This is a genomic window from Bradyrhizobium sp. UFLA05-109 (assembly GCF_054185165.1).
Map to the genome: position 1 here is coordinate 63,199 of NZ_JBBIAR010000033.1, position 24,543 is coordinate 87,741.

Consider the following 24,543-nt stretch of genomic DNA (forward strand, 5'->3'; position numbering starts at 1 on the left):
TAAAGTTAGAGGTCACCGCTTTCGAAGCTGCTCCAAACGGCGCACTTCTACCCTCCTCGCGACGTAGGACCGCTGAGGTTCAGATGGTAGCGCGTATGCCGTAGCTCGCCCGTTCTCGTGAGAGCCCCCTTCGCGACTAGGTCCTGTAGGTCGCGGGTGGCTGTCGCACGGGGAGCCTTCGTGATGCTGATGTAGTTTTCAGCGCTCAAGCCGCCCTTGAAGCCATCGATGCCCTCTTTGAACATACGAGCGATGGCCTTCTCCTGGCGGGCGTTGAACTGCCCGCGCAGACGTTCATAGAGCTTCGTCTTCGCAATATAAAAGTCGACGCGCTTATTGGTGTTTTCCTGCGCTTCGCGGACGATGTTTCCGAAGTACAGCAGCCAATCGGTTATCTCCATGCCCTTGTTGTTGTGTTCAAGAGCCTCGTAATAGGCCTTCCGCTTGCGTTCGATCGTATAGGCCAGCGCAATGAGCGTTGGCTGGCCGAGATTTTGGGCGAGAGATTTTTCCGCCAGCGCGCGAGCAATTCTGCCGTTCCCATCCTGGAATGGATGAATGCTGACGAAATACAAATGTGTGAGGGCGGAACGCGTAATCGCCGGCAGGGGGTGAGCTCCTTCGCGTGCGGTGTCGTTAAACCACGCGACGAATGCAGCCATCTCTTTCGCCATGATTGCATGAGGCGGCGCCTCAAAGTGAACCTTGCGGTGACCGATCGCGCCGGAGACCACCTGCATGGGTTCAGGATGATTGCGGTAAGCGCCGATCGTCTTGATGGTCCTGTCGTCGCTCATCAACAGGCCGTGCCATCCGAACATGGTCTCGTCGGTCAACGGCTTCGAGAAATTGAGATACAGGTCGACCATCATTTGCGCGATCCCGCGCTCGGCGGGAGGCACCCCGGCTTCCTCACCTCCTAAACCGAACTGATGCCGTAACGACGACTGGACACTATCCCGGTCCAGGATTTCACCCTCGATCTCTGAGGTCTTCAGGGCCTCATCGCTGATGAGCTCGATCCGAAGGTTCTCCTGATCGTCCGGGCTGACGTGCTTGAAGGCGCCAATGAACTCCCCCGAGCGGAGCAGGAATTCCGCCTCTAGGGGTTCAAGGGCGGTCGCGTCATAGGTAAAGCGGGGCCAAGTCGGCTCCTCCCAATTCCAAGCCATGAGTTATAGACCTCGTTTCTATAGCTCACCGCGGCCTCTTGGATGAGCTATAGCGAACGATCCTATAGCTCATTGAGGAACTGTGAGGCAACATAGCACCTCTTGACTGTCGTAACTCACTTTATGCGTGTTATCCAGAAAGTGAGTAAGAAATGGTATCGTCCACCTACCAGCGTTCAGCAAATTGCTGGTTGAACTCCGCCAGAAAGCGGGGATTTCCAGCCAGGGGAATTCGCGACCCTCGTTAAAAGCAGCCAGCAAACGGTGAGCCGCTGGGAGGCGGGGCTCTCGCGACCACGCGACGGCCAAATGCCGCTGATCGCCGCCGTGCTGAAGGCCGACGTTGCCGATCTCCTCGAGGCCGCCGGATTCATCCGGAAGACCGCCGTTGTGAGCTTTGACCAGCCGTTTCCGATTGATGGCCTAACCCCGGACAGTTTCGAACGCTTCTGCCGCCATTTCCTGCAAGCCATGTACCCTGAGGCCCGCGTCGAACATGCCGGCGGCCAGGGGCATACCCAGGACGGGCTCGATGTCACCGCCTCCTTTCCTGAAGGCACAACGTTCAGCTTTCAGTGCAAACGGGTCGGCGAATTCGGGCCGCAAAAGGTTCACGCAGCCGTCGCCAAGCATCCCGTCGCCGCTGCGAAAAAGGTTCTCCTGCTAACTAAGGTCGCAAGCCCACAGGCCCGCACCGCCATCAAAGACCATCCGGACTGGGAAATCTGGGACCGGGAGGACATCTCCTACAAAATCCGCCAGATTCCCGTCGCCGACCAGGTTGGGTTGGTCGACATCTTTTTCCGGGGACAACGCTTCGCCCTCCTCGGTGTCAATGAAGCAGGCCCATGGGAGACCAGTGAGAAATTCTTCGCCGCCTTCAACATGCCGAGGGCGTGTTCAATCATGTCTGGCATCTCGTCGGTCGCAAGGGTGATCTGGAGGCCATGGATCAGGCCTTAGGCGATCCGAGCGTTGCTGCGATCCTGCTGATCGGGACCGGCGGTTCGGGAAAATCTCGCATTCTCAAACAATCGATCGAGGCTTTCGAGGGGGGCCATAAAGGCGTCGCGGTCCGCTATCTCTCGCGAAACGCCGAACTCACGAAGAAGAGCCTCGAAGAGTTGGGCGGCAAGGAGAAGCTGCTCGTAGTCGACGACGCTCACGATCAAACTGATCTTCAGATCCTCTTTCAGTACGCTGCCGATCCCTCCAACAAGGCCAGGCTCGTCCTTTCTCTTCGCCCCTACGGTCTGGACCACATCAAGGCCCAAGCCAGCACGTTTTCCCTGATCGGCCCTCCGCTTCGGGAAATCGCGCTGGAGCGGCTGACCCTTGCCGAAGCGAACAGCTCGCGACCCAGGTCCTAAAGAAGCACGGCGGCCCACTCCCCGCGGCGAAAGATATCGCCCGCCTTACGCGCGATTGTCCGCTAGTCACCGTGGTCGGCGCACAAGTCGTCGCCAAGGAGAAGCGGCAGTTTAACCCAACTCGGCCTCGCAGCCGTCCAAGCCGGCAGCCTTCAGGGGACCATTTTGCATTCGAGGACCGCGGGTGTGCACCGTCTGTGCATTGGCGCGCATTTGGTGACCGGAACCTTGGGGGGCCGCGGGCAGTTGATCAGCAGTCCCCGACAAGCGGAGTTTTCCCATGCGCGAGAGGCGCAGGACGGCTGGCCCAGCGTCTGCCCGCTCCACCAAGGCATCGATTGAGCCTCTGAAGACCGGTTATGCCTTAATCGTCGACGGCCATGTCAAGGCGACCTTCACGGCGAAACCGAGCGCCCTGGAAGCTGGCACAGAGCTGAAGAACCGATTCCCTCGGCTTCAGGTCAAGATCTACGACGCCGAAAACAAGCTCAGCGAGGTTGTTGAGATCGGCCGCGCTTGACGCGCCGATCGGCGGCCGTTTGAAGTTGGCACCATCATGAGGCGAAGCACAATGGGTACCGGATGCTAGTCATTCGAGAGGACGAGCGCATGCGACGTGCAAGCAGGGCTTTATCGATTGACAGGGCGGCATGACAGTGGTCGCTGGTGATACGACCACAGCGTAGTGACAATTAGGTCGGTTTGTTCGAAGCCGGCGATGAACGTCAACGCCACCATCCTCGAAAACGCAATGAAGCTCCTGCGCAATTGGCTGCCATGCAGGATGTGTCGCAATTCGCAGCCCCATCGAGGAGGATTAATGCAGGTACTTGTCCGAGACAACAATGTTGAGCAGGCACTCCGTGTTCTTAAGAAGAAGATGCAACGGGAAGGCGTCTTCCGGGAAATGAAGCAGCGGCGCTCCTATGAGAAGCCGTCGGAAAAAAAGGCCCGCGAGAAATCTGAAGCTGTTCGCAGGGCTCGCAAGCTCGCTCGGAAGCAGGCGATCCGAGAAGGATTGCTGCCCGCACCGGTCAAAAAGAAGCCTTTTGAGCGCAAGCCGCCCCTGCCGGAGATCAAAGCACGGGCAGAGTAGAGAGTCCTTTGTTCAGGAGAATGCCACAGGTCGGCGAACGTTATGTTCTCGGATCTGCCCCATGATGGTTGCGTCACTTGTGACGCAGCAAAAAGGGACGCAGATCAGCAATCAGAACAGTCCAGATCAGGACGGCCAGGTATCGGATCGCGACGAACAGCAGCGCCGTTAGCGGCCTAGTAGCCGGATTTCGGACCGGCGAAGAAGAAGTAGCGAGGACCCGGCGCCGAACAGGCAACGCGAGAGTTCGAGGCCCCGAAGGCGCCTGGATGGCACTCTGAGCCGGCGGCCTCGATGCGCCTGTTGGCCCGTTGGCTACCTCGCAATCACACACGAAATGTCTGCTTCGTACCAAGAGCGTGTCAACCGGCGTCCAATTTTGGCTCTGACGCAATCTTGGTGCAGCTCCGATTATTCTGCGCCAATTAGTCTGGCTTGAAGCAGATCGATTTTCCCGCGGCCGTACATTTGACGTCTGACGAGCTTGAGGCGCGTGATCTGACCTTCAGTCTGCCCGTTGAACCACGGCGAAGTGATTGCTGCCCGAACGGCCGCTTCATCCTTGACGACGCCGTTGGCGAACGAGCCTACGAGACTGGTGCGGGCGCGCTCGATCCATGGCGCGAACACCGGACGGTTTTCTGTAAGTCGGTCAGCCGCTCAATGATTTCATTAGCATCGCTCGCAAAAATGTCTTGCGGTGAGCACTCCGGCGCCGACGGCGTCATGCAGCTTCGATGTCGGTCTGCGGGAAATCGGTGCCTTTGAACATCAAAGGCTCCCCTAAATGGCGGGCGCATCCATAGGCAAAAGAGCCCCCGAAATTGAGCCGTGCCGGGTGCCGCCCTTTGCCTTAACGGTCAAAGGCGTCGAGCGCGATCCGAGCCGTTTCGGGCGGCACGTGCACCATGCTGATCTCCATCAGCGCCAGGTAGCTCTCGACCGCTTCCGTAGCCTCAGCGATCGGGAGATCAAGCACTCAGGCTACGGCGATCGCTGCCTCCCACACTGCCAGCGGCGAGGTCAGGCGCATGGCCGCTAGGTGAAGGCGCGCCAACAGCTCCCGCGCTTCATCTTCGTCGGTCAGCAGGGCCGTCAGCGCCGAGGCATCGATAAACATCAGGCATCCCCGTAAAGGCCGTCGCGAAACGCCTTGTCTGCCGGCTTGCCCTTTTGCAGATTGCCCCTGGCCCGGAGATCGCGACAGAACTGCACGCCCAGATGGACTAAGGACGGCTTGCCCTGTTCGCGCTCCAGCTCATGAGCAAGCGCCGTGTGCACCGCCTCGGTGAGCCCGATCTTCTTGAGAGCCGCGACCCTGCGGGCCAGCGCGTCGGTCTCGGGATTCTTGATATGCAAGGCCATTCGGCGGTCCTCTAGCTGCAGTCGTGTATCCCTACATATCATTCCGGATACACAATTGAAGGCTGGCCAATTCCTCGCCAAGTTTTTTTAGAAAGAGCGGCGCCGATCTCATGCTTAATGTTCTGTGAAGTTGCTGAATCCGGGTCGAGCTCGCGAGCTTCCATCCGGTTTCGGTCGGTTCGGGCCGGGCGTGCCTGGCTCCCCCACTTCCCAGCGGCGCCCCGGACCTTACGTGCAGATCGAATCCTTCGAGATCGGGCACTGTCCGTATTTAACCGCTAGTGTCCTAAGTCGAATTTTGCAATGTCCTGATTTGTTCGCGTCCGCCACCAGAACGCCAAGGTCTGTTCATCCCTCACACGGACGAGGCGTTTGTGAGTATACCTTGGTACCTGCGAACACTTGGCGAACGGCACACAACCGCACAACCAGATAAATCGCCCTTAGGTTGCTAACGATTATTCCGTCTCGCGTTCATGTAGATGAACGTAGAAGTATGTTCATCTACATGAACAAGGCGGCCTCAATTGGCGGCTTCTTTCATTTTCACATCGGCCAATGGGAAGCCAACCTCAATACACGCCTCGGGATGGCGTATTGCCTCTTCATATTTGGCCTCTGAGCAGCAATAGGCCGTCTCGCCCTCCAAGCGCACCAACGCAAGTGCGTGAAACTCACCATCCGCGCCGCGCACAGAGACTTTATGATTTTTCGCAGTCATTCTGATTTCTCCCGCTTGACTTTCTGCGTGGCTGCATTTAGTAGAATAGCCACGCAGAACCGATCAGGACATTTCACCATGAATGATAAGGCCAAGGCTATCTCCCCGCCATACGCTACATTCAGTGCTTTTATTAGCTTTATCAATAAGCTGCGCGACACCACCGTTCCTAGCCGGATCGATCCTTCTGTGTTCGGAAACGCATCGGGCAGCTTATCCTACAGTATAATCGCTTCGCTGAAATACCTCAAGCTAATCAACGACAATGGCGCGCCCACGCAGGATTTCATTTCGCTGGTCAAAGCATCCGACGATGCGCGGCCGGCCATCTGGAAGAAGATCATGGTGGCAGGTTACCCGTCGCTCTTGTCAAGCGATGTTGACCTAACGGCTATTACGGCGGGCCAGTTCGATGAGCACCTTCGCAAGGAATACAATGTGCAGGGCTCGACCGTGGACAAAGTGGCCTTGTTTTTCATCGCGGGCGCCAAGTTGGCGGACATCCCCCTCTCAGGACTGCTGCTAGCCCGAAAGCCCGTCGCCACTTCGACAGCAGCAAAAAAGAGCGTGAAGCAGCGTAAACGCTCTGATGTTGGAGACGATGAAGGCGATGATGTCGAGCCCGACCCTCCGCCTCCACAAACCCAAAAGGCGCTCGAATATCAGCTTATCGATTTGATGTCGGAACCGGACATCGACGCCGACGTGAAGAATTCAATTTGGTCGCTCGTGCAGTACCTCACTGCACGGAAGGCCAAGAAGGCCTCCGGAGAAGCCTAATGAGCCTCTCCGCAACTGAGGAGCATGTTTTGACTAGGAGGGTTTGAGCCCCCGACGCGCTAGCCGAGCTAGGGGGCGCACAAAAGGAAGGGCCGCCGCGTCACCCGTCGAAAAGGAACGCAAGCGGCCCTGCAATCGGCTCTAGTTTCTCAGGGCTCTCCCCTACAAGCGTGGAGATGTCGGTCCGAATCCGGCACCCTGAACCACCGAATTAGCGGGACCGACGGCGTTGGCGCTCCCTAGCTACCAACCCCGGGATTGCGCCCCGAAGCGATAACCAAATCTGGATATACGCCTTGGCGGGCGTGTTTTCTAGAGTCGCGGACGGGCCATCCTTAACGAGGATTGCGCCCTCATGAACGTTCTCTCCCGCGACCAACAGATCCAAATCATCGCCTGCCTCACCGAAGGCCAGAGCATGCGCGCCACTGAGCGCATCACCGGCGTTCGCCGCGACACTATCATGCGCCTTGGCGAGCGCGTTGGTCGTGGCTCTGCCGAGCTGCATGACCGCATGATGATCGGCATCCGCACCGGCCGCTTAGAGCTTGACGAAATCTGGGGTTACGTCGGCAAGAAACAAAAGAAGGTTGAGCGCCACGAGCTGAGCCATAAGGACGATCAGTACACGTTCATCGCACTCGCCTCCTCCGCCAACGCGATCATCAGCTACCGCACTGGCAAGCGCGATAGCGAAAACACTGACTTGTTCGTGCAAGACCTTCGTCAGCGCGTGCTTGGCGTTCCTGAGATCAGCACGGACGGCTTCCACCCGTATAAGAACGCCATCCGCGACGCCTTCAACGGGCGCGCCTCGCATGGCGTGATCGTAAAGACCTACAGTGTAGTGAACCTGGCTGTAAAAGACGCCGCGCGCCGCTATTCGCCGGCCGAAGTAATTGCCGTAGAGCGCGAGGTAGTAAGCGGCATTCCGGGTCATATCTCGACCAGCTACGTTGAACGCCAGAACCTGACCTTGCGCATGACGCAGCGTCGGTTCGCTCGCCTCACTAACGGCTTCTCAAAGAAGCTCACCAACCACGCTGCGGCGGTTAGCCTGTACGTGTCTCATTATAACCTCTGCCGCGTCCATGAAGCGCTGCGGACCACGCCAGCGGTTGCACTGGGCGCAGCCGATCGCGTCTGGACGATTGGGGATTTGATCGATACCGTGCTGTCGCTGGAGCCGAACCGGCCGGTTCGCGTAACTCGTAACTTCCGAGTAATCGACGGCGGAAAAGCATAGCGTGCAGGTACCTGCACGAGTGCAATTAATTGCACAAACAAAAAACCCGCCGTTATCGGCGGGTTTTTCCTATTCGATTAGAGAGCCTTTAGGCGGCGCGCTTTGTTGCTTGCGCCTGCTCGTTCGAAGCGAACCAAGAGATGCGCTTGAAGTTGCCAAAACCAACCTTCTTGATGGCTTCAACGAAAGCGCCTTCTAGGGCAGCCCTAAACTCAGCGTTCTCATATGGGTTCATGATCGTCTCCGCGGCCTCTGGGGGTACATATAAGGCATTCACTGCTTTTTGGTTACATATAGCCATGCACCTTTCACCTCTACGTTGTCAAATAAAGGTATTTTTAGTAAAGGCTCGGTCAGGGCTTGAAAGAAGGTTCGGTCAGCCGGACTTCTCAGGTGGAACTTGATGTGAGCAGCTTTTCTAAGTGCATGAGATAACGCAAGAATTCCTCCGAAAAGACCCGTTAACGCCTTCCCATAGGCGTCCACGCCCAAGTCTTCAAAATCAAACCTCGGGGCGAACGTCATGTTCCGGACGCGGAGGACATATCCATCATATCCGGGTAACATTGTGTGATTGGCCTCACATATAACCCAGCACTCGTCGCTGACATGGAACCCATAGACTTCTGCCTTTGGATGCCCAACGTCCGCCAAGGGCGCGAGAACTCCGATGGTAGCTACGGCAAATTCTTCGAAATCCTGACCGTAACCCTCGCACTGCTTTTTCCATGCATCGAGCACAGCATGCCAAGAACCGTCTTGAACGGATAACTGCTTTAAGGACATGGGGGAACAACTATCGCGGGAAGAATCGATATCCCACACTAGCCAAGCGGTAGGATGAAAGCTAGTTCGACGAAAGGTGTCCTAATTCCCCTCCGCGAGTATCCTAATTAGGACAGCACCCGAGATCGGATGGCGACAGAGCCGTGCACCCGCACCAGGTTTGAGGCACTAGCAATATGTGTTCTCCGACACTGGGCGCGCCATCATCGTCCCGGAGATCGAGCCCATGGTCTCCTCATCGCGCCAGCAGCTTAGTTGTTCATGTCCGCAACTTCCTTGATCGTCGCACCGAGTGCGAGCACGTGCTAGCAAGCGACCTCAGATGGAGCGGCGAGTCGTCCGCTTGGCCGAGGCCGATGGCGATACCCTTCAGTTGGTGAGACCGCAATCCGCGAAATTCGCTTCACTCGGCCACAACCGACGAGCCGTCTGTGCCGCTCGATCCACCCTATTTGCTGGACCCCGATGAGCCTTCGCAATCCGCCTCAAGCGTCGCGGGTTGGGCTCCCACTGAGGTGCGCAAAGGGCTGCAGAACGAGGGCCGATGCTTCCCCTCTTTTTAGAGGGCCATCCGGGCAGGTGCCCGGTATCGCGGCCCGCTATATGACTGGGAGCTGCGTGGACGGGGATACCTGAGACGCGATGCAGCGGTTCCAAGGTCGGTCAGTGCAGCTGGTGGATTGGTTGTTGCTCGCCGGTGTCGGACGAGTCACCGCCAACGGGTGGCCTACGATGTTGTCAGCGGACAACAGGGGCGACATTCGGCACGTTGTCAGCTGACAACAATGCCTCAAATGAAAGCTCCGGTTGGGATGACCTTTCCTCAGACAGCCAAAAGTCGTCCGAAAGGGGCGGCTTGCGAAGCAATTCACCGATCTGGGGCGAATGAGCCCGGTCGATTGGCTGGCCAATATTTTCGCGCAGCTTTTCGTCCTAAAGGCCGAACATTCCGCTGCAAAGCACTAGCGCGGACCGGTTAGCTTCTCGCCTCCGTTGAGGGAGGCTGCTTTGTCAACTACAGCGATTGAACTTAGGCGCGAGACCTATATCGCGCCGGCGATTGTAACACTCGGCGTTCTGTTTGCCGTGTTCTACCGCAACCCGCTGCTCTTGACCGACCCCCAGATGTTCAGCGAGGACCTGTTCATCTATTTCAACGAGGACCGCCTGTTCGGCGCGGACGCGCTGGTACGGCCCTATGCCGGCTATCTCCAGATTTGCTGCCGGATTATCGCTTTCGTCACCGGGTTTTTCCCGGCTCGATATGCCGCAGAATTATATGCGACGTTTTTCGTGGGAACGATCTTCGCGACCGCAGCGGTGATCTATGCCTCGCCGATCTTCACTGGCTGGGGAAAAGTACTTGCCGCTCTGGCATTGGTCTACTCACCGACCGGCTCCGAAACCCTATTCGGGATGCCTTACACCCAATGGATCATGGCACCGGTTGCCGGGCTGGCGTTGTACGAAAGTCCTGCGTCCAAGGGACGAATGGTGGTTCTGCTCGGTTATTTCGCCTTGATCGGCCTGTCGTCTCCGATGGTAATCCTTGCCGCGCCGTTCGTGCTCTGGAAGACCTTCAGCGAGCGCACCCGCTACGCGCTCTGGCTTTGCGCAATCACCGCGCTCTGCGTCGCTGTTCAACTCCACGGCATTATCACCCGATCCGCGGCGAATCCGGCCGATGGGACTGTGGTCGAGCGCGCCTTCGCGGCCAGCAGCATTTTCTATAGTTGGCTTACAGGTCCACATTATCCGGGCTTTTGGACTGCGTTGGCGATATCGCTGCCGACATTCGTGCTCGCCGCTTGGTACCTCTGGGACAATAGAACTGAGCGAGCCATCATCTATTTGGTCGGCTACGGCGGGCTCGCACTGATCGCCGGTTGTTTGCAAGTCGACGCCTCGCTTCACGCCAATCAATTCCTGTTCGGCGCGAGATACTTCTATCCCCCGATAGTTCTGTTCGTCCTTGCCCTCATTGCAATCGAGCAGAAGACCGAGCGGGGTTTTATGACATTGCCGATCGCAGCTGTCTCGTTAGGGCTCATCTACGCGGCGCGCGTCACCAACATGAACGTTCACTTCACCAACCGAAATTGGATTGAGACGGCCGAGTGCGTCGAGCACAGCGCCGACTGCATCACGGGGCTCAATCCGGGCAACACCGGCTCGGTGCGCGTGCCCTCCGACGCCGAACTTAAGACTATGTCCAGTCACGAGCGTGTAGCGTTTCGCAATTCTGAAAGAACCCCATGAAGCGATATGCTCAGGGCGCGAGCGTCGTACTGATGTTTGCGCTGGTCATCGTGGCTGTCGCGCTCGTCGCGCGAGCGGGGGGATTTTAGGCGGTGATGTGGCTGAGATCGAGCCCAGTGAGGACCGATCGCTTGTTACCGGGTCGGTGGCTGCGATACGAAATCCCGCATGGACGCGATGTTGGTTTTTCAGAAAGTCGGATCCGCCTATGCAAGCAGCGGCAGTTCAACAACGCTGGTTACAGTAAGAAGATAGGTTTTCACGGGTACGTCCCTTGTCTTGAGAACGGCATCACGCCTTGACGTTCCTGGGCGCAAAAAAGAAACATCCGGACGCCGAAAGCCGTTGCTGCGTCAAGGCCTCTGAAATTTCTCAAAATTCAGGTTCCGCTATAGCATCGCCGATATCAATCGGACTGTGATAGCATCCGCAACGGGCGAGGCATCCAAAGCAGCACACTGGACCACCATCCACAACCACTATGGGCGACGCCAACGAGAGCCTTTCGACCGAGCATTCTCCTCGACAACGGTTGCGTCACCTTTGAGCTTTCTTCGCCGAGGCTGAACGAATGCAGAGGCTCGCCATTAACGACAGGTTTCAACGCTCGGAAGTAGGACAGCGTGGATCTTGTCAAAAAGGGAAAAAATGATGAGCGGCAGCAGAACATTTCTCCTGGCTCTGTTGTCGATCACGCTTACATCTTGCCTTGCAGGGAATGGGCTCGCGGCGCCCACAATTTCGGCATACTACCTGACTGGCCCCGGAGCAGAGAAAGGCACGCCGGACTACTACGCGAGTCTGCAAAATCTCAAGGAGCTCAGCGAAAAGATCGAGCACGAGCAGACAAACTTCAACAGCCTCGTGCTGTCGTTCGTGCACCCCAGTTTGACCAAATACACGTCGAACGATCTGACCTGCACGGGACTTTTTGGTTATACCTGCAGCAGCGACAAAGGCACAACCACGACTGTGCCCACGGAGACTAGAGATCCGAAAGCCGATTTCCAGACTCTGAAAAGGATCGTTGCCGATCTAAAAGCCCGTGGAGTGGCAACCTCTATAGCAGTCGGCGGATGGAACTTCAGTTGTCATCCCAAGATCTACGATGCAACCGCAGGAAAGAAGGATTCATGCGGCCCCAATGATGAAGTGTATGACACCTTCCCGAACCCTTCGGCTGAAATACCTCGTCCTCACTTTGAAAGCAGCATCAAAGGAGGCGACGCGGACAGCGCATACAAGAACATTGTTGCACTCGCAAACGATCTTGGGGTTGCGGGCATCGATGTCGATTATGAAGAAATCTGGCACGCCGACATCAACGCCAAGGCTTGGACGCTCACTCCCGACAAGATCACGCCACCCGCACCAACCAATGGTGCCATGAAAGCGGAGATGCTAAACAACAAGGCTTTAATGGAGCTTGGCATCGGAGCAGACGTATTCGACAACACGATGAAGCTCAATCCTGACAGCAACAAGCTTCCACGTGCCATGCCCCAGACGGTCGAGAAGTTCGCTGCGATTCTGAGGTCGCTGCACAACGCGATCACAAGCATCAATCAATCGTTGAAACTCAGCGTTGCAGCCCCTGCCAACGGCGGCATCCCCAATATGTCGGCCAATTGGGATACTGTCGCTCCGAACTCGGGCATTTACGGGGGTGTATGGCGGGGCGGCAATCTTTATGGCCTGATCTACAACACCGCCCTGCTCCACAAGGCGGAGATCGACAAGTTAAGCCAGGTCGGCATTATGACATACGATCTTGGTGAACTGGACTGTGAGCGCACCCGCCTCGGGACTCACATTCCATGTGATCTCGTGGGACAAGTAAACTATTACTACGCTCAGTTCGCGGTTTGGCTCAAAAATGGCAACCGAGTGCCTGCAGATTCGAAGCTCGCAGACTTGCACGCAAAAGTCTCTGGATCGAGAACCGGCGCACGAGCGTCAATTCCGCCCCGCAAGCTCCTGATCACGCCACCGATCACGGTCGGCTTTGAAGTGGGACAACCAGGAAGCGGGAATCTGCCACTTACCAGAGATGATCTGACGAAGATTATTGATGAGACAATCAAGCATTCTCGGTCAGGGATCATCATGTGGGATTTATACAAGGACGTCCGCTTCGATCGAGATCAATGGAAATCCAACTGGGCGACACCGAAGGACGTGCTGAAGGAGGCTTGCGCGAAAATGGGGCTTTCCGGACAGTATTATAACTGCGAGGCCAACATCCCACGCTAGAGGAAGTCCAGTTACTCAGGGTCGTATCCTGCGGCCCTGTAAGAGGTTCGGGCTCTGCCGGCGTGAATTTGTCGAAAGGGAAAGCCAATAATTTCCTATAGGGCCGCGATTGCCTGCTCGGCCGAGGCTTGCCAGATTGCTGAAGCTTTGAAACCGAGCGTCCCATATGCACGTGATTTTTGCCAAGGAGCACCCTTGGATCTCACGAAACTCTCGCGTGGAACAAGAATCGGGTAGCATGCCTTGAGTTCTCCAAACGAGAGCTGGTACGCGCTGTTTGCGAAGAGATGACCGCGAATTCACTCCGAGCAGCCGCCGATTGTGCAGGGTAAGAATAAATCGTGCTTGCGTCATTTCGGTTGGGCAGCTTCAGGCCAATTTGTGAACTCAATCTCGAATCGACGAGCACCGGCGGGCTTCGTCGTAAAATTGATAGTCTTTCCGGAGAGAGCCGCCAACGAGCCGTATGCGAACTTAAACACGGCCTTTCCCGAAGCTGCGATGCCAGCAGTCCTGTTGTCCTCCATGACAGAGGAGCCGATCCCCTCCAGAAGCTGGCCAACAGCAACCTTCGAGTGCGCGATGAACGTCGAGAGAAGCCAGGTACGTCCCCTTCTCACCGTCCCACTCGCTGACCGATATTGCCGTAAGGAGCGGTGCGCCAGCCGAACGGCGCGGAACGAAGCGCAGGAAAAGAAGGTGGCGGCAGACCCGGAAGCGGAAGCACGTCGCCTCCGCACCCGGGCGCTCGTGCGCCATGCCCGCGCCGTGGATGCGATTTTCGAGGCGCAGGAAATGGGCGGCGAGGCAAGTCCCGAGCAGGTGAAAGAACTACAAAGGGCGCGCCGGGTCTTCGAGAAAGTGCGGCCCTATGGCTCGGTCGACGCCGAAGCCGCCTACAAAAAGAACCCGGAGCTTGCCCAACGGGCGGCGAACTTCTCGCTCGGTTAGCCATTGTCAGGGCTTGCCTTTTCGCGAGGTTGCGACGAGCCTCGCCCCAGCTTTTCATACCAGTGCCGCAACTGCACCAAGAGCATCCCTACATCAAAGGAAAGCTCTGCCACGTCTGATGTCGCCGTGTCGATGTACGCAGCATCCACTTGTTCTTGATCGAACGATATCTCTCCCGTCTTGCGCGTCCGCTTGCTGCGCAGAGGAGGGTGACCGATTTCCATAAAGTCAAAAATATAGAGAGAATGGACGATCTTGTTACGCCTGGTCGCTTCGGTCCGGAGTCGTTGCATGATTTCATCAAAAGACTTCAGCCATGTCTCCTGCTGCTGGCTTCCGTCTGCGATTTCCGAGGAATGAACGATCGATTGGAACCAAATCTATCTTCTGGCTGTTCGACAGAGTACGAATGACACCATGGCTGACATGCCATCGGTCCAAACCTATGGCGAGCTGAATGATCTGGTTGAGCTTCGATTCTGCGTCCTGAAAGACGACTACATATGTGCCGATGAATTGAAATAGGCGCTCGATCTCGGCCTTTTCCTTCTGCTCCTTTTCGTCCAGGGCGGGCGGCTCCGCGGATGGATTTTTTTTACTCGGGATTTTGCTCAATCGCGGCGACGAGACTCTTCCACGTGACGACCATTTTAAGCCCTTCTCTTAGCTCCTGATCGAGGTGCGATTGCCCAACATCTTTTCAAGCTCTGCTTCCACGCGCTCAACCGAGGCCGAATCGTTCAAAGAGCGAGGCAATCAGGGGATGCAGATAGGTCGCGAGGTTGGATGGGATTTCCTTCTGAGGAACGATGGTCTCCAGCATGGCCTCATCACTGCGCGCGCCGCCTTCCATGAAGAGGTCTCCCATTGGGCTCGCCCAGCCGCCGACGATGAGTAAGCAAGTCTACCTGCACTCCAACGGCTTCGCGCTGATCATGCTTTGGTGCGAGCCCACGGACGATCCTGACTTCGACGCGGACGGCAAACGGACGGCCAAAGAATGCCTGCAGCATCGTCGCGCGGTTCTCCTGAATACCGTCAGCGCCTTTTGGTCTAGGATGCGACGCGCCGGAGCACGCATTCCGCGGCGATCGAATCTCGCGCGGGTCACGGCCCCCTGGGTCCGACCGGCTCTTCTTCTAGATCCAACTGATTGGGAAGTAGAGGCTCTTCGCCGAACGGACGATTGATGATACCGAGCGCTTCGGTGGCGGCATAAACGCGATTGCGCGAGTAACCGGTACGTTCTTTCAGAATACCCGCTTCTTCTAATTGCGCGATCGCCTGATGGACCTGCGGCGGACTGACGTCCAGCAGTTCGCCAAGCCGCTTGGCGGTCACGACCGGATAGTTGTGAAGTTCGTCGAGAGCGCGCGCGGCCGCCGACCCCTTGCGGAATTTGCGGCGCTCCCGCCAGACATCGGATAATTCGGACAACGCCTCACGGGTCCGAATGAGTTCTTCAACCGTGTTGGTGACGGCGTCCGCCATGAAAGTGATGATCGGCTGCCAGTCCAACCGTTGTTGGGCATCCTTGAGCGAGGCGTAGTACATACCCTTTTTGCTCTCGATATATGGCGACAGGTACAACGGCACATGCTTCTCGGCCGCCATCATGAGCGGAAGGAGGAGACGACCGACACGGCCATTGCCGTCGCGGAAGGGATGGACCGCTTCGAAATGAGTATGCGCTATCGCCATGCGCGTGACGAATCCTTGTGTCATCTGCTGCATTCCCTCGTTCCGCAGAAAGTCGACAGTTTGAGCGAGGCAGCCGGGGACGTCTTCAGGAGGCGGAGGATTCAAACTCGAATACGCGATGTCCTTATTTCCACCGATCCATACGACGCGCGTGCGAAGGTCGCCCGGAACGTCCTTATAATCCCGATCGTCCTTCATCACGGCGCGGTGGAGATCACTGATCAGATCCATCGTGAACACGCCGTACCCGTCCTTTGCTGCCAGCGGAATGAATCCATCGAGTGCCACGGCGTAGTTGCGTACTTGACGCGCTTCATCCCTGGCCCCGTCGTCCCCCGTCTCCTCGACTGACAGCAGTTCGTCGAGAGTGCTCTGGGTACCTTCGATTGACGACGAGCTCACCGCCTCACGCCTGATAAGCACGCGGCTGACGATGTAGGGGTCTTTCATCTGGGCGGCGATGGCATCGACCTTACCGAAGGCCACTTGGGCGGCATCCAAGGCTTTCGCCGCAGCGGCTACCGATACGCCCTCCTCCGGGGGTGCCGGTGGAATGATTCCGTAATGGGAATCGTACGGCGGCGGCAAACGTTTCAAGGTTTCCCGGATGGTATGGCTGAGATCGCTACGCTTCATGGGAAGCCCAAATTAAGGGATGGATTTCCTATTTATAATTAGGGTTTCTGAAAAAAGCCATACCATGTTGCGATCTCAAGATCACGAATGTAGGTTTTCGGAATCGACTAAAGTTCCCATTGCAGGCCGTTGTTTCCTATATGTTCTATATACAGTGGCATCCGGCAATACCGCAGGCTCCATGTTGAAGCCCCCGAATAGACGGAAAGGCTGGCCGCCAAAATGGCTCTCGGCAGAAACCCTACTCCAATCGCGTCTGTCGGACGGAAGACGAGATGCCAGCGCTTACTAGCGAGCCATCCTGGACAACGCATTCTGCCGAAGTTCAGACGCCGCCGCCAACCGCACTGGCGGGATAAAGTTGGAGCATGAGAGCAATTCATAACGAACCGCGTCGAAATGTTAGACGAGCACGCGGTCGACAGTTCATTCGCGCCGCCGTGTGGCTCGGCATGGAAACCCAATACAGGCTCGACTTGGCCCGAAAGGAGGAAAACCAGCAGCTTGCAGGTCTCTCGTGGTGACTTCACGCTGGATCTGTCTCTGTCTCATCCGAACGTTCTGCGTTTCGCGACTCAAGGCCGTCGTGGTGATCCTATCACCGCAATCAAGGACAAGGTGATCGAAGATGACGTGAAGGGTGCCGCCGTGGCGCACGGCGTCACTTTAGTTGGGCAGCTTCAGGCCAATTTGTGAACTCAATCTCGAATCGACGAGCACCGGCGGGCTTGGTCGTAAAATTGATAGTCTTTCCGGAGAGTGCCGCCAACGAGCCGGATGCGAACTTAAACACGGTCTTACCTGAAGCTGCGATGCCAGCAGTCCTGTTGTCCTCGATGACAGAGGAGCCGATCCCCTCCAGAAGCTGGCCAACAGCAAATCCTTCGAGTGCGCGATGAACGTCGAGAGAAGCCAGGTACGTCCCCTTCTCACCGTCCCACTCGCTGACCGATATTGCCGTAATTCCCGCGTCCTTCAACAGCCCATCGGCGACGCGACAGGTGTATTGAAGGCTGACAATGATGTGCCCATTCCGATCGCCTACCGGCTCTCGATCGGTCCCGTCGATGGTGCAATCATAGCGCCGGGTGGAGTCCGCGAGCGCAACCGCATTCAGCCCGAGCAAATCGAAAACGGAACATAGTACAACAACGAGAAAGGGCTGTTTCATTTGCGTATACTTCGCGGATATGCCTCCGGAATGGTGTACAACTTGACGCTACGACCGATTCAAGCTCATTTGACACGTTGGCCTCCTCACTCTGGCAACGGCACCATTCGCGGCTGATTCGACCGAGAGGCACGCAAGTGCCAGCTGAAATGCAAGGTTTGATGCTGCTGGAGGGCAGCACCAGGAATCCTTCGTCCGCGGGATGATCTCGTACTTCGCCAACCGACTCGTGGAGCGCGCGTGACTGGCGCGAGCGAATCATCGAGGCGTCCGCGCTGATCGAGGCCGGCATCGACTTCTCCGATGAAGGCGACGTATCGGCGAAATTGCTCGCGCCGGCGCGCGCGAAGATACCTGATCTTCGACAAGCTGGTGCTCTGCGGGCCCCGCACCGGGATAGCTGAAGCAACGGTTGCGCGCGAGCTGAACAACATCAAGGTCGCTCTGCTGGAGAGACGGGACCGGGTTCTTGATGATTTCGTCCACGGCATGACGGGAGACGAACGGATGAAGAAGGACGCGGTCGTGAGCATCGTCAATACCCAGTCCAACAGCCAAGGCGCCGTTCAGCAGGTTGGAGTTGGCGAATTCTCTCAGTCCGCGATCATCAACCGCCATCAACAGCTCGTGGCGGCGATCGACGCGGAGCGCTTTCCTAACTGGTCCAGAACACCATACTGAAAGCATTGCGGCCACGAGGGGACCCGCTGCCCGACGAACATCGCTATTACAGGCTACAATAAGCCTCTACAATTTCAGACCTGGGTCGCGCCTGGATCACAGCTGTACGGCCCCAAACACACCTGACATCGAACATCTCACAAGATCTCTCCATCGATCTGGAACACCGAATGGCAGATCACTGCTGCTGCTCGATCTGCTTGCAGATTCCGCTCGATATGGCGCACCATTCCGAAACGATCTCGCACACCGCTCCGAGATGATCTCGCCCAGCATTCCGGGATGATGTCGCCCGGGGGTGACGAGGCGTCTTCCGGCTCCGATACGGTGCTTTCGGCTTTGCGAAGAGGACCTGGATGCCGATGGAGAGGCTTGCGATGCGCCATATACGCGATGATTTGGTGAGAGTCCTTTCCGACGTGGGTGTTCTCCTTTAATTGCGCGCCCGACGGCGGTGGCGACGCTTCAAAGGGCGAGCGGCATCAGGCTGACGGTTATGCTCTTACAGGGAGCGCAGCGATGGAGCGGGATTGATCGGCGGACGCCAATCGCCATCACCGCGCGGATACCCGCCGTCAGATCACGAGAAGGGCATCTCCATGAAGATCCACAAGAGACGGATCTGGCGACAATGCCTTTCCGGCGGCCGGAGCTGTTACTGTCGGCTATGGTAGCTATTGAAAGGGCATATGGCTGTGCCGACCGTGCTCCCTGTCATCGGCGTCACGGCACTGATGAGCGCAATGGTACTGTTGACTGGAAAGTGGCACGGGTCGCCGTCACAAATTTGTAGCTTTCGGACGCCGAACCTTTCTGCTGCTCCAATTTTTCCATATGCTGGGGGCCTCGTAGAGGGGGAAGCCATGACCGAACGCATGCAAGTAGGTAAGGCGCCGCTTGATCGGCTCTTAGAGGCGGCCCGGAAGGAGCTGCTTGATTTCGAGCGGCGGGAGAACGAGTTTCGCAAGAAGGATCGCGAGGAACGCGCCGCAGAGCTGCGCCTTCCCTTGGATAGGATCAAAGTCCACTAACGCCAAGCCCGAGTTCATAAGATCGCCACATGACATTTTTAGCTTGATCGATGCGACGGGTGTGGCCGTCGCACAGCTCCCCGTCCTCTCGACGGCCTAGACCACCAGACCGGGCGGGGAGCTTGGTTTTGCTTCGGATGTCACCTGCTGCCCTGAAACCAACATAGTCCCAGGTCGCCTCTTCGCGATGGACCGGGCGCCATACTTGCACGGTTTATTCACGTCTGATTGCCCACAGGAATGACACAGCTTCACCCGCTTTCAAAGCGGCGGTGAAGATGGCGCACGTTTGGTTGACCACGCTCAGGTCGAAGCTCGGCAGAGGAGCCTCAGCCGCTTGGGCATACTTTCTTCTATACTGTTCTTTCAGGGCCAGGCTTTCGGTTTGGACCGCTCCCCCACTGAGGCCTTTGTTTCCCTTGTGCAAGATGTTCGCTTGCCCTCTGTTTCTTTAGTGCCGGAGCCCGTCCGCCTACCGGCAGCGCCGGGCAGGGCGGCGGCCCAGGTGACCGGCGCGCGCTCTTCGCCGGCGAGCGTGAAGGCAATGTCGGGACGGGCCATCGCCAGCCGCCGCACCACCTCGCGGATCGCCTCGGCCTCGGCGCGATCGGTCTTCAGGAATTTCAGCCGCGCCGGCGTCGCATAGAAGAGGTCGCTGACCTCGACGCGCGTGCCATGCGCCAGCGCCGCCGGCATGATCTCGGACTTCTCGCCGCCCTCGACCGACAGTGCCCAGGCGTGCGGCTCGCTGGCGTGGCGCGTGGTGATGGAGAGCCGCGCGACCGAGCCGATCGAGGGCAGCGCCTCGCCGCGGAACCCGAGCGTTCGGATTTGCAGGAGGTCTTCGTCGTCGAGCTTCGAGGTCGCGTGGCGCTCGACTGCGAGCGACAGGTCCTTCGCGGTCATGCCGCCGCCGTCATCGGTGATGCCGATCCGCCGCCGGCCGCCGCCATCGGTGAATACGTCGATGCGGCTCGCCCCGGCATCGATGGCATTCTCCACGAGTTCGTTGACCACGCTCGCCGGACGCTCGACCACCTCGCCGGCGGCGATGCGGTTAACGATCTGTTCGGGAAGTTGGCGGACGGGCATGGGTTCACTCGGCGAATTGACCCAATCTAACGTCGCTCGGACGCAAATGCATGGGGAAGCTTGAGCTTCCCACATACCACATATAGGCCATTTCCAGCTTTGAGCGGCCCTTATGAATGCGGCGTGCATTCGCGCGCTGCCGCACATGAGGAGCGCAATACCGCGAAACCGCCGCGAAATCCCTCAACGATCACCACACCAGACGGTTTGCATCACAGGCGCACCGTTCGCACACCCTTACGCGATGAAATGGTCCGGCCCAGGCGAACGGTGCGTAGAATCACCGGACCGTTCATCGCGAAAAAATCCAGGAGAAATGGATGAAGTTGGTGAAGACCTCCGTGATCGTATGCGCCATCTCGACTCTGATTGCGACGCCCGTTCTTGCTCAAGGTGCGTCAACCGACGCTAAAACGCGCGGCACCGTTCAAAGCAAGCCCATGCAGGGCGGCCTGTCAGGCAGCGAAGATGAGGACATTGGCGCGCAGCAGGGCGCTGTCGGCGACAAGGTGGGCATGAAGTCGACGAAGGGCACGAAGGGCACGGTCGGCACCACCGGCAGCGCCGCGCACAAGGGAACGGTCGACGATTCCACGTCAGGTGGTGCTGCGGCAACCGGCAAACGCTACTGACACCGAGATTCGAAACGGCGAAATCTCCGGTCGCCCTGCGGCCGGAGATTTTTTGCTCAATCGTCGAAACCGCCGCCGCGCCTGGCCTTGATGTCGCCGCGGCGCTTCTTGCTGTCGAGCCGGCGCTGCTTGGAGGCGACGGTCGGTCGTGTCGCACGGCATGGCGTCGGCCGTACCATGGCCTCGCGCAGCATCTCGAGCAGGCGGTCGATCGCGTCCTGGCGGTTGCGCTCCTGGGTGCGGAAACGCTGCGCCTGGATCACGATGACGCCGTCCTTGGTCATGCGCTGGCCGGCGGGGCGCGCAAGGCGCAAGGCAGCGTCCTCCGGCAAAGTCAGCTTGCGCGTATCGAAGCGCAGTTGCGCTGATGTCGCGACCTTGTTGACGTTCTGTCCGCCCGGGCCGGAGGCGCGGACGAAGCCGATCTCGATGTCGTCTTCGTCGATGACGAGATCGCGGGAAATCCGCAGCATGTGGCACCATTCGTGATGCCCCGACCTATCGCGGGCACCCTCATTTGGCAATGCTGCATCATGGAAAATGCGAATGGCCGGGGCAAGCCCGGCCATTCAGCGCGGAGAAGCGCGAGTTCAGTTCGACTTCGGCGCGGCCGCAGTGGCCGCTGCGGCGGGCTGCGCGGCCGCCTGGGGGGCGCGGCCGACAGCGACGGTCAACAAGCCCTGGCCCCACAGCCGCTTTGCGGCCTGCCTGGCGTCGTCCAGCGTCACGGCATCGACGATGGCATTGTGCTTCTCGATATAATTGATCGGCAGCTTGTCCTGCTGATATTGCAGCAGCGCCTGGGCGAGCTTGGCGGAGGTGTCGAGCGAGAGCATCTGTGAGCCCTTGAGATAGGACTTCGCTTCGTCGAGCTCCTTCTGCGTCGGTCCCGCCTCGGCGATGCGGTGCACCTCCTTCTCGATCGCATCGATGGTGTCGCCGGCGCGATCGGCGCGCGTGCCGGCGCTGCCGATAAAGACGGCCGAGTGCTCCATCCACAGCAGCGATTCCGACACCGAATAGGCGAGCCCGCGCTTCTCGCGCACCTCGCGATAAAGCCGGGAGGACAATCCGCCGCCGCCCAGGATGTGGTTGACGATGTAGGCGGCCATGAAGTTGGGATCGCTGCGCTTCACGCCGGGGCCGCCGAAGGCCATGACGGTCTGCGGCACGTCGAGCGGCACGAAAGCGCGCTGCGGCGGCGCGACTGGCTCGACATCGGCGACCGGGGTGAGGTTCGCCTTGGCCGGCAGGCCGCCAAAGGTCTTGTCGAGCAGCTTGCCGAGGGTGTCCGGATCGACGTCGCCGACGACCGCGACCTTCAAGGTGTCCTTGGCCAGCACGCGGCCGACATAGTCCTTCAGGTCGGCAACGGTTATCGTGGGCACGATGTCCAGCGTGCCGCTGGCCTGGCGTCCGTAAGGATGGTCGCCGAATGCGATCTCGAGAAACTTGCGGCTGGCGAGCGCCGTCGGATTTGTGGTGCGCTCGCGCAGCCCCGAGATGACTTGAGAACGAATGCGCTCGACGTCGGCGGTGTCGAAATGCGGCGAGGTCAGCGCCATCCGCAACAGGTCGAAAGCCTCATCCTTGTTGTCGCGGAGCATGCGCAGGCTGCCGTGGAAGGTGTCACGGGTGGCGCTGAAGCTGAGCTCGATCGCGCGGCGCTCGAGCCGCTCGCGGAATGTTTTGGAGTCGAGATCGCCGGAGCCTTCGTCAAGGAGGGCGCCCACCAGGTTAGCGACGCCGGACTTGTCAGCGGGATCCTGTGCTGCGCCACCGGCAAAGGAATACTCCATCGCGATCAGCGGTACGGTCGCATCCTGCACGAACCAGGCTTCGATGCCGCCGGGCGAGACCAAATGCTCAATCTTGGCAGCAGCGTACGACGGCGCCGGCGCCGCGAGCGAGATTACGAGCCCACCTGCAAGGGAGAGCGCAGCGCGTCGTGTGCAAAGAAACGAATGGGTCACGAACGCTTCTCCTCGCGCTTGGCCGTGGTGGTGTCCTTGATCAGATAGCCGGTGACGGAACGCTTCTTTTCGAGCCATTTTTGTGCGGCAGCGCGTACCTGTTCAGCGGTCACGGCGCGGATGCGATCGGGCCAGCTGCGGATGTCCTCGATGGACAGGCCCGTGGTCAACCCGCCACCATACCATTGCGCGAGCACCCCCTGATCGTCCTGGGCGTAGATCGCTCCCGCGATGAGCCCGCTCTTAACTCGTTCGAGATCCTCGGCGCGGATCGGGTTCCGCGCGATGTCGGCGATAATGTTGTCGATGACCTGCTCGACCTCCGCGAAGCTGACGCCCTGCTTAGGCGAGGCCGAGATTGAGAACTGGCTCGGGTCGAGCGAGGTCGTTGAATAGCTGGCACTGGCCGAGACTGCGAGCGGCTTGTCAACGACCAGCGCGCGGTAGAGATAGGAGTTGTTGCCGCCGCCCATCAATTGCGCGAGCACCTCAAGTGCCGCGCTTTCGCCGGGCGCCGCGGTCGCGGCTGAGGGCACGAGATAAATGCGGTGCACGCTCGGCTGCTCGACGCGCGGATCGGACAGGGTGACGGTGCGCGGGCCGGCGGGCTCCGGCTCCTGGGGACGGATGCGTTGTGCGGGAATCGCGGGCCGTGCCGGAATCGAGCTGAAATTGTGCTCGACAAGCGGGCGCACGTCGGCGGCTTCGACGTCGCCAGCGATCACCAGGATCGCATTGTTCGGTGCATAAAAGCGGCGATAGAAGGCGAGCGCGTCCTCGCGATCCAACTTTTCGATCTCTTGTCGCCAACCGATGATCGGCCGTCCATAGGGATGATTGAGGTAGAGCGCTGCTTCCATCTGCTCGTAAAGCCACGCATCGGGGCTGTTGCCAACTGACATGTTGTGCTCTTCGAGCACGACGTCACGCTCGATCCGCACGTTCTCGTCCTTCAGAACCAGACCGGTCATCCGGTCGGCCTCGAGGTCCATTATGGTCGACAGTTGTTCGCGCGGGACGCGCTGAAAATAGGCAGTGAAATCAGTGGACGTGAAGGCGTTTTGGTCTCCACCGACGCGATGCACGATCTGCGAAAGATCACCGAGCGCATGCTCCTCCGTGCCTTTGAACATGAGATGTTCGAGAAAATGGGCGAGCCCGGATTTGCCAGGCGCCTCATCTGCGGAGCCTACTTTGTACCAGATCATCTGGGTCACCACCGGTGTGCGATGATCCGGGATCACGACCACTTGCAGGCCGTTACCAAGCGCAAAGCTGGTGAGTTGCATGGAGCTCGCAAGACTCTCTTCTGATACGCCACCTATTGCGAAGGCGCACGTCAGGACCCGCGCTAGAAGGCAAACGACCGATCGAGATGAGGACGTCGGAAACTTTGACAGCAGTCGTAGTAGAATTTTCAAAACGAAAGCCCGATCGCGCCGTCGATGGGGCCCGGCATTGTTTTCAAAATGGTTCGTCAACTGCTGGATCGGCATGGCTTTTTGCAAGCTCCATTGCGATTGGTTCTGGATGAGCAATTTGGTCATGATCGAAGTCATCTGTCGGATGCTCCATCCTTTTGGCTAACCAATCGACAGATCGCTTTGCTGCAGGGGATATCGTCGGC

25 protein-coding genes and 4 pseudogenes are annotated in these 24,543 nt (G+C 58.4%); 13 read left to right on the forward strand and 16 right to left on the reverse strand.

What is annotated here, in order from left to right; genetic code table 11:
- Positions 1-47: 47 nt before the first annotated feature.
- Entirely contained in the window at positions 48-1,172 is a 1,125-nt protein-coding gene (locus Q3C01_RS23920) for a Fic family protein (RefSeq protein ID WP_458147754.1), read from the reverse strand.
- 309 nt (positions 1,173-1,481) lie between these two features.
- Here Q3C01_RS23920 and Q3C01_RS23925 point away from each other — a divergent pair, with 309 nt between their 5' ends.
- The 4 genes from Q3C01_RS23925 to rpsU all read left to right on the forward strand — a co-directional run bounded on the left by Q3C01_RS23925 (position 1,482) and on the right by rpsU (position 3,638).
- Positions 1,482-2,135 carry a restriction endonuclease gene (locus tag Q3C01_RS23925; RefSeq protein ID WP_458147755.1) on the forward strand — a complete coding sequence of 218 codons (654 nt, stop codon included), beginning with the start codon at positions 1,482-1,484 and terminating at the stop codon, positions 2,133-2,135.
- Positions 2,120-2,542: a P-loop NTPase gene (locus Q3C01_RS23930; protein WP_458147756.1), complete on the forward strand. Its 423-nt coding sequence runs from the start codon at positions 2,120-2,122 to the stop codon at positions 2,540-2,542. Before Q3C01_RS23925 ends, Q3C01_RS23930 begins: the two co-directional genes overlap by 16 nt.
- A gap of 280 nt (positions 2,543-2,822) precedes the next feature.
- Positions 2,823-3,062, forward strand: a complete 240-nt coding sequence (locus Q3C01_RS23935; RefSeq protein WP_458147757.1) for a hypothetical protein — start codon at positions 2,823-2,825, stop codon at positions 3,060-3,062.
- A gap of 300 nt (positions 3,063-3,362) precedes the next feature.
- Positions 3,363-3,638 carry a 30S ribosomal protein S21 gene (gene rpsU / locus Q3C01_RS23940; protein WP_458147790.1) on the forward strand — a complete coding sequence of 92 codons (276 nt, stop codon included), beginning with the start codon at positions 3,363-3,365 and terminating at the stop codon, positions 3,636-3,638.
- Positions 3,639-4,049: 411 nt separating this feature from the next.
- Here rpsU and Q3C01_RS23945 read toward each other — a convergent pair.
- From Q3C01_RS23945 to Q3C01_RS23960, 4 genes and pseudogenes are all read right to left on the reverse strand, one after another.
- Positions 4,050-4,256 (reverse strand): annotated as a pseudogene (locus Q3C01_RS23945) (ISL3 family transposase); the annotation flags it as partial.
- Positions 4,257-4,362: 106 nt separating this feature from the next.
- Positions 4,363-4,758, reverse strand: a pseudogene (locus Q3C01_RS23950) (type II toxin-antitoxin system VapC family toxin).
- On the reverse strand, positions 4,758-5,003 hold the full coding sequence (locus Q3C01_RS23955) for a type II toxin-antitoxin system VapB family antitoxin (protein ID WP_458147758.1): 246 nt from the start codon (positions 5,001-5,003) through the stop codon (positions 4,758-4,760). The pseudogene Q3C01_RS23950 and the gene Q3C01_RS23955 overlap by 1 nt, the downstream one beginning before the upstream one ends.
- 523 nt (positions 5,004-5,526) lie before the next feature.
- On the reverse strand, positions 5,527-5,724 hold the full coding sequence (locus Q3C01_RS23960) for a hypothetical protein (protein ID WP_458147759.1): 198 nt from the start codon (positions 5,722-5,724) through the stop codon (positions 5,527-5,529).
- 78 nt (positions 5,725-5,802) lie between these two features.
- Between Q3C01_RS23960 and Q3C01_RS23965 the strand changes: the two genes are divergently transcribed.
- Together Q3C01_RS23965 and Q3C01_RS23970 are read left to right on the forward strand one after the other, a co-directional pair.
- A complete protein-coding gene (locus tag Q3C01_RS23965) occupies positions 5,803-6,504 on the forward strand; it encodes a DUF5343 domain-containing protein (protein ID WP_458147760.1) in 702 nt (233 codons plus the stop codon).
- Between the two features lie 355 nt (positions 6,505-6,859).
- On the forward strand, positions 6,860-7,750 hold the full coding sequence (locus tag Q3C01_RS23970; RefSeq protein ID WP_458147761.1) for a transposase: 891 nt from the start codon (positions 6,860-6,862) through the stop codon (positions 7,748-7,750).
- Between the two features lie 88 nt (positions 7,751-7,838).
- Here the strand turns inward: Q3C01_RS23970 and Q3C01_RS23975 are convergent, their stop codons facing one another.
- The gene (locus tag Q3C01_RS23975; RefSeq protein ID WP_458147762.1) at positions 7,839-7,985 is read right to left on the reverse strand and encodes a hypothetical protein; all 147 of its coding nucleotides are present in this window, start codon (positions 7,983-7,985) and stop codon (positions 7,839-7,841) included.
- A gap of 38 nt (positions 7,986-8,023) precedes the next feature.
- Positions 8,024-8,536: a hypothetical protein gene (locus Q3C01_RS23980; protein ID WP_458147763.1), complete on the reverse strand. Its 513-nt coding sequence runs from the start codon at positions 8,534-8,536 to the stop codon at positions 8,024-8,026.
- 1,008 nt (positions 8,537-9,544) lie between these two features.
- Here Q3C01_RS23980 and Q3C01_RS23985 point away from each other — a divergent pair.
- From Q3C01_RS23985 to Q3C01_RS23995, 3 genes and pseudogenes are all read left to right on the forward strand, one after another.
- Positions 9,545-10,795: a hypothetical protein gene (locus Q3C01_RS23985; RefSeq protein WP_458147764.1), complete on the forward strand. Its 1,251-nt coding sequence runs from the start codon at positions 9,545-9,547 to the stop codon at positions 10,793-10,795.
- 651 nt (positions 10,796-11,446) lie between these two features.
- On the forward strand, positions 11,447-13,048 hold the full coding sequence (locus tag Q3C01_RS23990) for a hypothetical protein (RefSeq protein ID WP_458147765.1): 1,602 nt from the start codon (positions 11,447-11,449) through the stop codon (positions 13,046-13,048).
- A gap of 684 nt (positions 13,049-13,732) precedes the next feature.
- Positions 13,733-13,981 (forward strand): annotated as a pseudogene (locus Q3C01_RS23995) (conjugal transfer protein TraA); the annotation flags it as partial.
- Between the two features lie 14 nt (positions 13,982-13,995).
- On the opposite strand, the gene Q3C01_RS24000 reads toward Q3C01_RS23995, so the two are convergent.
- The 4 genes from Q3C01_RS24000 to Q3C01_RS24015 all read right to left on the reverse strand — a co-directional run bounded on the left by Q3C01_RS24000 (position 13,996) and on the right by Q3C01_RS24015 (position 16,336).
- A complete protein-coding gene (locus tag Q3C01_RS24000; protein ID WP_458147766.1) occupies positions 13,996-14,292 on the reverse strand; it encodes a hypothetical protein in 297 nt (98 codons plus the stop codon).
- Between the two features lie 7 nt (positions 14,293-14,299).
- The gene (locus tag Q3C01_RS24005; protein WP_458147767.1) at positions 14,300-14,614 is read right to left on the reverse strand and encodes a hypothetical protein; all 315 of its coding nucleotides are present in this window, start codon (positions 14,612-14,614) and stop codon (positions 14,300-14,302) included.
- A 106-nt stretch (positions 14,615-14,720) separates the two neighbouring features.
- On the reverse strand, positions 14,721-14,852 hold the full coding sequence (locus Q3C01_RS24010) for a hypothetical protein (RefSeq protein WP_458147768.1): 132 nt from the start codon (positions 14,850-14,852) through the stop codon (positions 14,721-14,723).
- 254 nt (positions 14,853-15,106) lie between these two features.
- A complete protein-coding gene (locus tag Q3C01_RS24015; RefSeq protein ID WP_458147769.1) occupies positions 15,107-16,336 on the reverse strand; it encodes a Fic family protein in 1,230 nt (409 codons plus the stop codon).
- Positions 16,337-16,735: 399 nt separating this feature from the next.
- On the opposite strand from Q3C01_RS24015, the gene Q3C01_RS24020 reads away from it, so the two are divergent.
- Positions 16,736-17,032 carry a hypothetical protein gene (locus tag Q3C01_RS24020; RefSeq protein WP_458147770.1) on the forward strand — a complete coding sequence of 99 codons (297 nt, stop codon included), beginning with the start codon at positions 16,736-16,738 and terminating at the stop codon, positions 17,030-17,032.
- On the opposite strand, the gene Q3C01_RS24025 is transcribed toward Q3C01_RS24020, so the two are convergent.
- A complete protein-coding gene (locus tag Q3C01_RS24025) occupies positions 16,998-17,507 on the reverse strand; it encodes a hypothetical protein (protein WP_458147771.1) in 510 nt (169 codons plus the stop codon). The two genes, Q3C01_RS24020 and Q3C01_RS24025, sit on opposite strands and share 35 nt — an antisense overlap.
- A gap of 303 nt (positions 17,508-17,810) precedes the next feature.
- Here Q3C01_RS24025 and Q3C01_RS24030 point away from each other — a divergent pair, with 303 nt between their 5' ends.
- Both Q3C01_RS24030 and Q3C01_RS24035 read left to right on the forward strand, forming a co-directional pair.
- On the forward strand, positions 17,811-18,188 hold the full coding sequence (locus Q3C01_RS24030; protein ID WP_458147772.1) for a hypothetical protein: 378 nt from the start codon (positions 17,811-17,813) through the stop codon (positions 18,186-18,188).
- An 863-nt stretch (positions 18,189-19,051) separates the two neighbouring features.
- Positions 19,052-19,219, forward strand: a complete 168-nt coding sequence (locus Q3C01_RS24035) for a hypothetical protein (RefSeq protein WP_458147773.1) — start codon at positions 19,052-19,054, stop codon at positions 19,217-19,219.
- A gap of 456 nt (positions 19,220-19,675) precedes the next feature.
- Here the strand turns inward: Q3C01_RS24035 and mutL are convergent.
- Positions 19,676-20,311: pseudogene (mutL, locus tag Q3C01_RS24040) on the reverse strand (DNA mismatch repair endonuclease MutL); the annotation flags it as partial.
- A 320-nt stretch (positions 20,312-20,631) separates the two neighbouring features.
- On the opposite strand from mutL, the gene Q3C01_RS24045 reads away from it, so the two are divergent.
- On the forward strand, positions 20,632-20,943 hold the full coding sequence (locus tag Q3C01_RS24045) for a hypothetical protein (protein ID WP_458147774.1): 312 nt from the start codon (positions 20,632-20,634) through the stop codon (positions 20,941-20,943).
- 56 nt (positions 20,944-20,999) lie between these two features.
- Here Q3C01_RS24045 and arfB read toward each other — a convergent pair whose 3' ends face one another.
- From arfB to Q3C01_RS24060, 3 genes are all read right to left on the reverse strand, one after another.
- The gene (gene arfB, locus Q3C01_RS24050; protein WP_458147775.1) at positions 21,000-21,416 is read right to left on the reverse strand and encodes an alternative ribosome rescue aminoacyl-tRNA hydrolase ArfB; all 417 of its coding nucleotides are present in this window, start codon (positions 21,414-21,416) and stop codon (positions 21,000-21,002) included.
- Positions 21,417-21,533: 117 nt separating this feature from the next.
- Positions 21,534-22,916, reverse strand: coding sequence for a M16 family metallopeptidase (locus Q3C01_RS24055; RefSeq protein ID WP_458147776.1), 1,383 nt, complete (start codon positions 22,914-22,916; stop codon positions 21,534-21,536).
- Positions 22,913-24,205: a M16 family metallopeptidase gene (locus Q3C01_RS24060; RefSeq protein ID WP_458147777.1), complete on the reverse strand. Its 1,293-nt coding sequence runs from the start codon at positions 24,203-24,205 to the stop codon at positions 22,913-22,915. The genes Q3C01_RS24055 and Q3C01_RS24060 overlap by 4 nt, the downstream gene beginning before the upstream one ends.
- Between the last annotated feature and the right edge of the window lie 338 nt (positions 24,206-24,543).

Coding starts and splice junctions, on each gene's coding strand:
- Q3C01_RS23920 (WP_458147754.1), bottom strand. CDS start 1,172: ATGGCTTGGAATTGGGAGGAGCCGACTTGGCCCCGCTTTACCTATGAC.
- Q3C01_RS23925 (WP_458147755.1), top strand. CDS start 1,482: ATGCCGCTGATCGCCGCCGTGCTGAAGGCCGACGTTGCCGATCTCCTC.
- Q3C01_RS23930 (WP_458147756.1), top strand. CDS start 2,120: ATGGATCAGGCCTTAGGCGATCCGAGCGTTGCTGCGATCCTGCTGATC.
- Q3C01_RS23935 (WP_458147757.1), top strand. CDS start 2,823: ATGCGCGAGAGGCGCAGGACGGCTGGCCCAGCGTCTGCCCGCTCCACC.
- rpsU (WP_458147790.1), top strand. CDS start 3,363: ATGCAGGTACTTGTCCGAGACAACAATGTTGAGCAGGCACTCCGTGTT.
- Q3C01_RS23955 (WP_458147758.1), bottom strand. CDS start 5,003: ATGGCCTTGCATATCAAGAATCCCGAGACCGACGCGCTGGCCCGCAGG.
- Q3C01_RS23960 (WP_458147759.1), bottom strand. CDS start 5,724: ATGACTGCGAAAAATCATAAAGTCTCTGTGCGCGGCGCGGATGGTGAG.
- Q3C01_RS23965 (WP_458147760.1), top strand. CDS start 5,803: ATGAATGATAAGGCCAAGGCTATCTCCCCGCCATACGCTACATTCAGT.
- Q3C01_RS23970 (WP_458147761.1), top strand. CDS start 6,860: ATGAACGTTCTCTCCCGCGACCAACAGATCCAAATCATCGCCTGCCTC.
- Q3C01_RS23975 (WP_458147762.1), bottom strand. CDS start 7,985: ATGAACCCATATGAGAACGCTGAGTTTAGGGCTGCCCTAGAAGGCGCT.
- Q3C01_RS23980 (WP_458147763.1), bottom strand. CDS start 8,536: ATGTCCTTAAAGCAGTTATCCGTTCAAGACGGTTCTTGGCATGCTGTG.
- Q3C01_RS23990 (WP_458147765.1), top strand. CDS start 11,447: ATGAGCGGCAGCAGAACATTTCTCCTGGCTCTGTTGTCGATCACGCTT.
- Q3C01_RS24000 (WP_458147766.1), bottom strand. CDS start 14,292: ATGCAACGACTCCGGACCGAAGCGACCAGGCGTAACAAGATCGTCCAT.
- Q3C01_RS24010 (WP_458147768.1), bottom strand. CDS start 14,852: ATGGAAGGCGGCGCGCGCAGTGATGAGGCCATGCTGGAGACCATCGTT.
- Q3C01_RS24015 (WP_458147769.1), bottom strand. CDS start 16,336: ATGAAGCGTAGCGATCTCAGCCATACCATCCGGGAAACCTTGAAACGT.
- Q3C01_RS24020 (WP_458147770.1), top strand. CDS start 16,736: ATGTTAGACGAGCACGCGGTCGACAGTTCATTCGCGCCGCCGTGTGGC.
- Q3C01_RS24025 (WP_458147771.1), bottom strand. CDS start 17,507: ATGAAACAGCCCTTTCTCGTTGTTGTACTATGTTCCGTTTTCGATTTG.
- Q3C01_RS24030 (WP_458147772.1), top strand. CDS start 17,811: ATGAAGGCGACGTATCGGCGAAATTGCTCGCGCCGGCGCGCGCGAAGA.
- Q3C01_RS24035 (WP_458147773.1), top strand. CDS start 19,052: ATGACCGAACGCATGCAAGTAGGTAAGGCGCCGCTTGATCGGCTCTTA.
- Q3C01_RS24045 (WP_458147774.1), top strand. CDS start 20,632: ATGAAGTTGGTGAAGACCTCCGTGATCGTATGCGCCATCTCGACTCTG.
- arfB (WP_458147775.1), bottom strand. CDS start 21,416: ATGCTGCGGATTTCCCGCGATCTCGTCATCGACGAAGACGACATCGAG.
- Q3C01_RS24060 (WP_458147777.1), bottom strand. CDS start 24,205: ATGCAACTCACCAGCTTTGCGCTTGGTAACGGCCTGCAAGTGGTCGTG.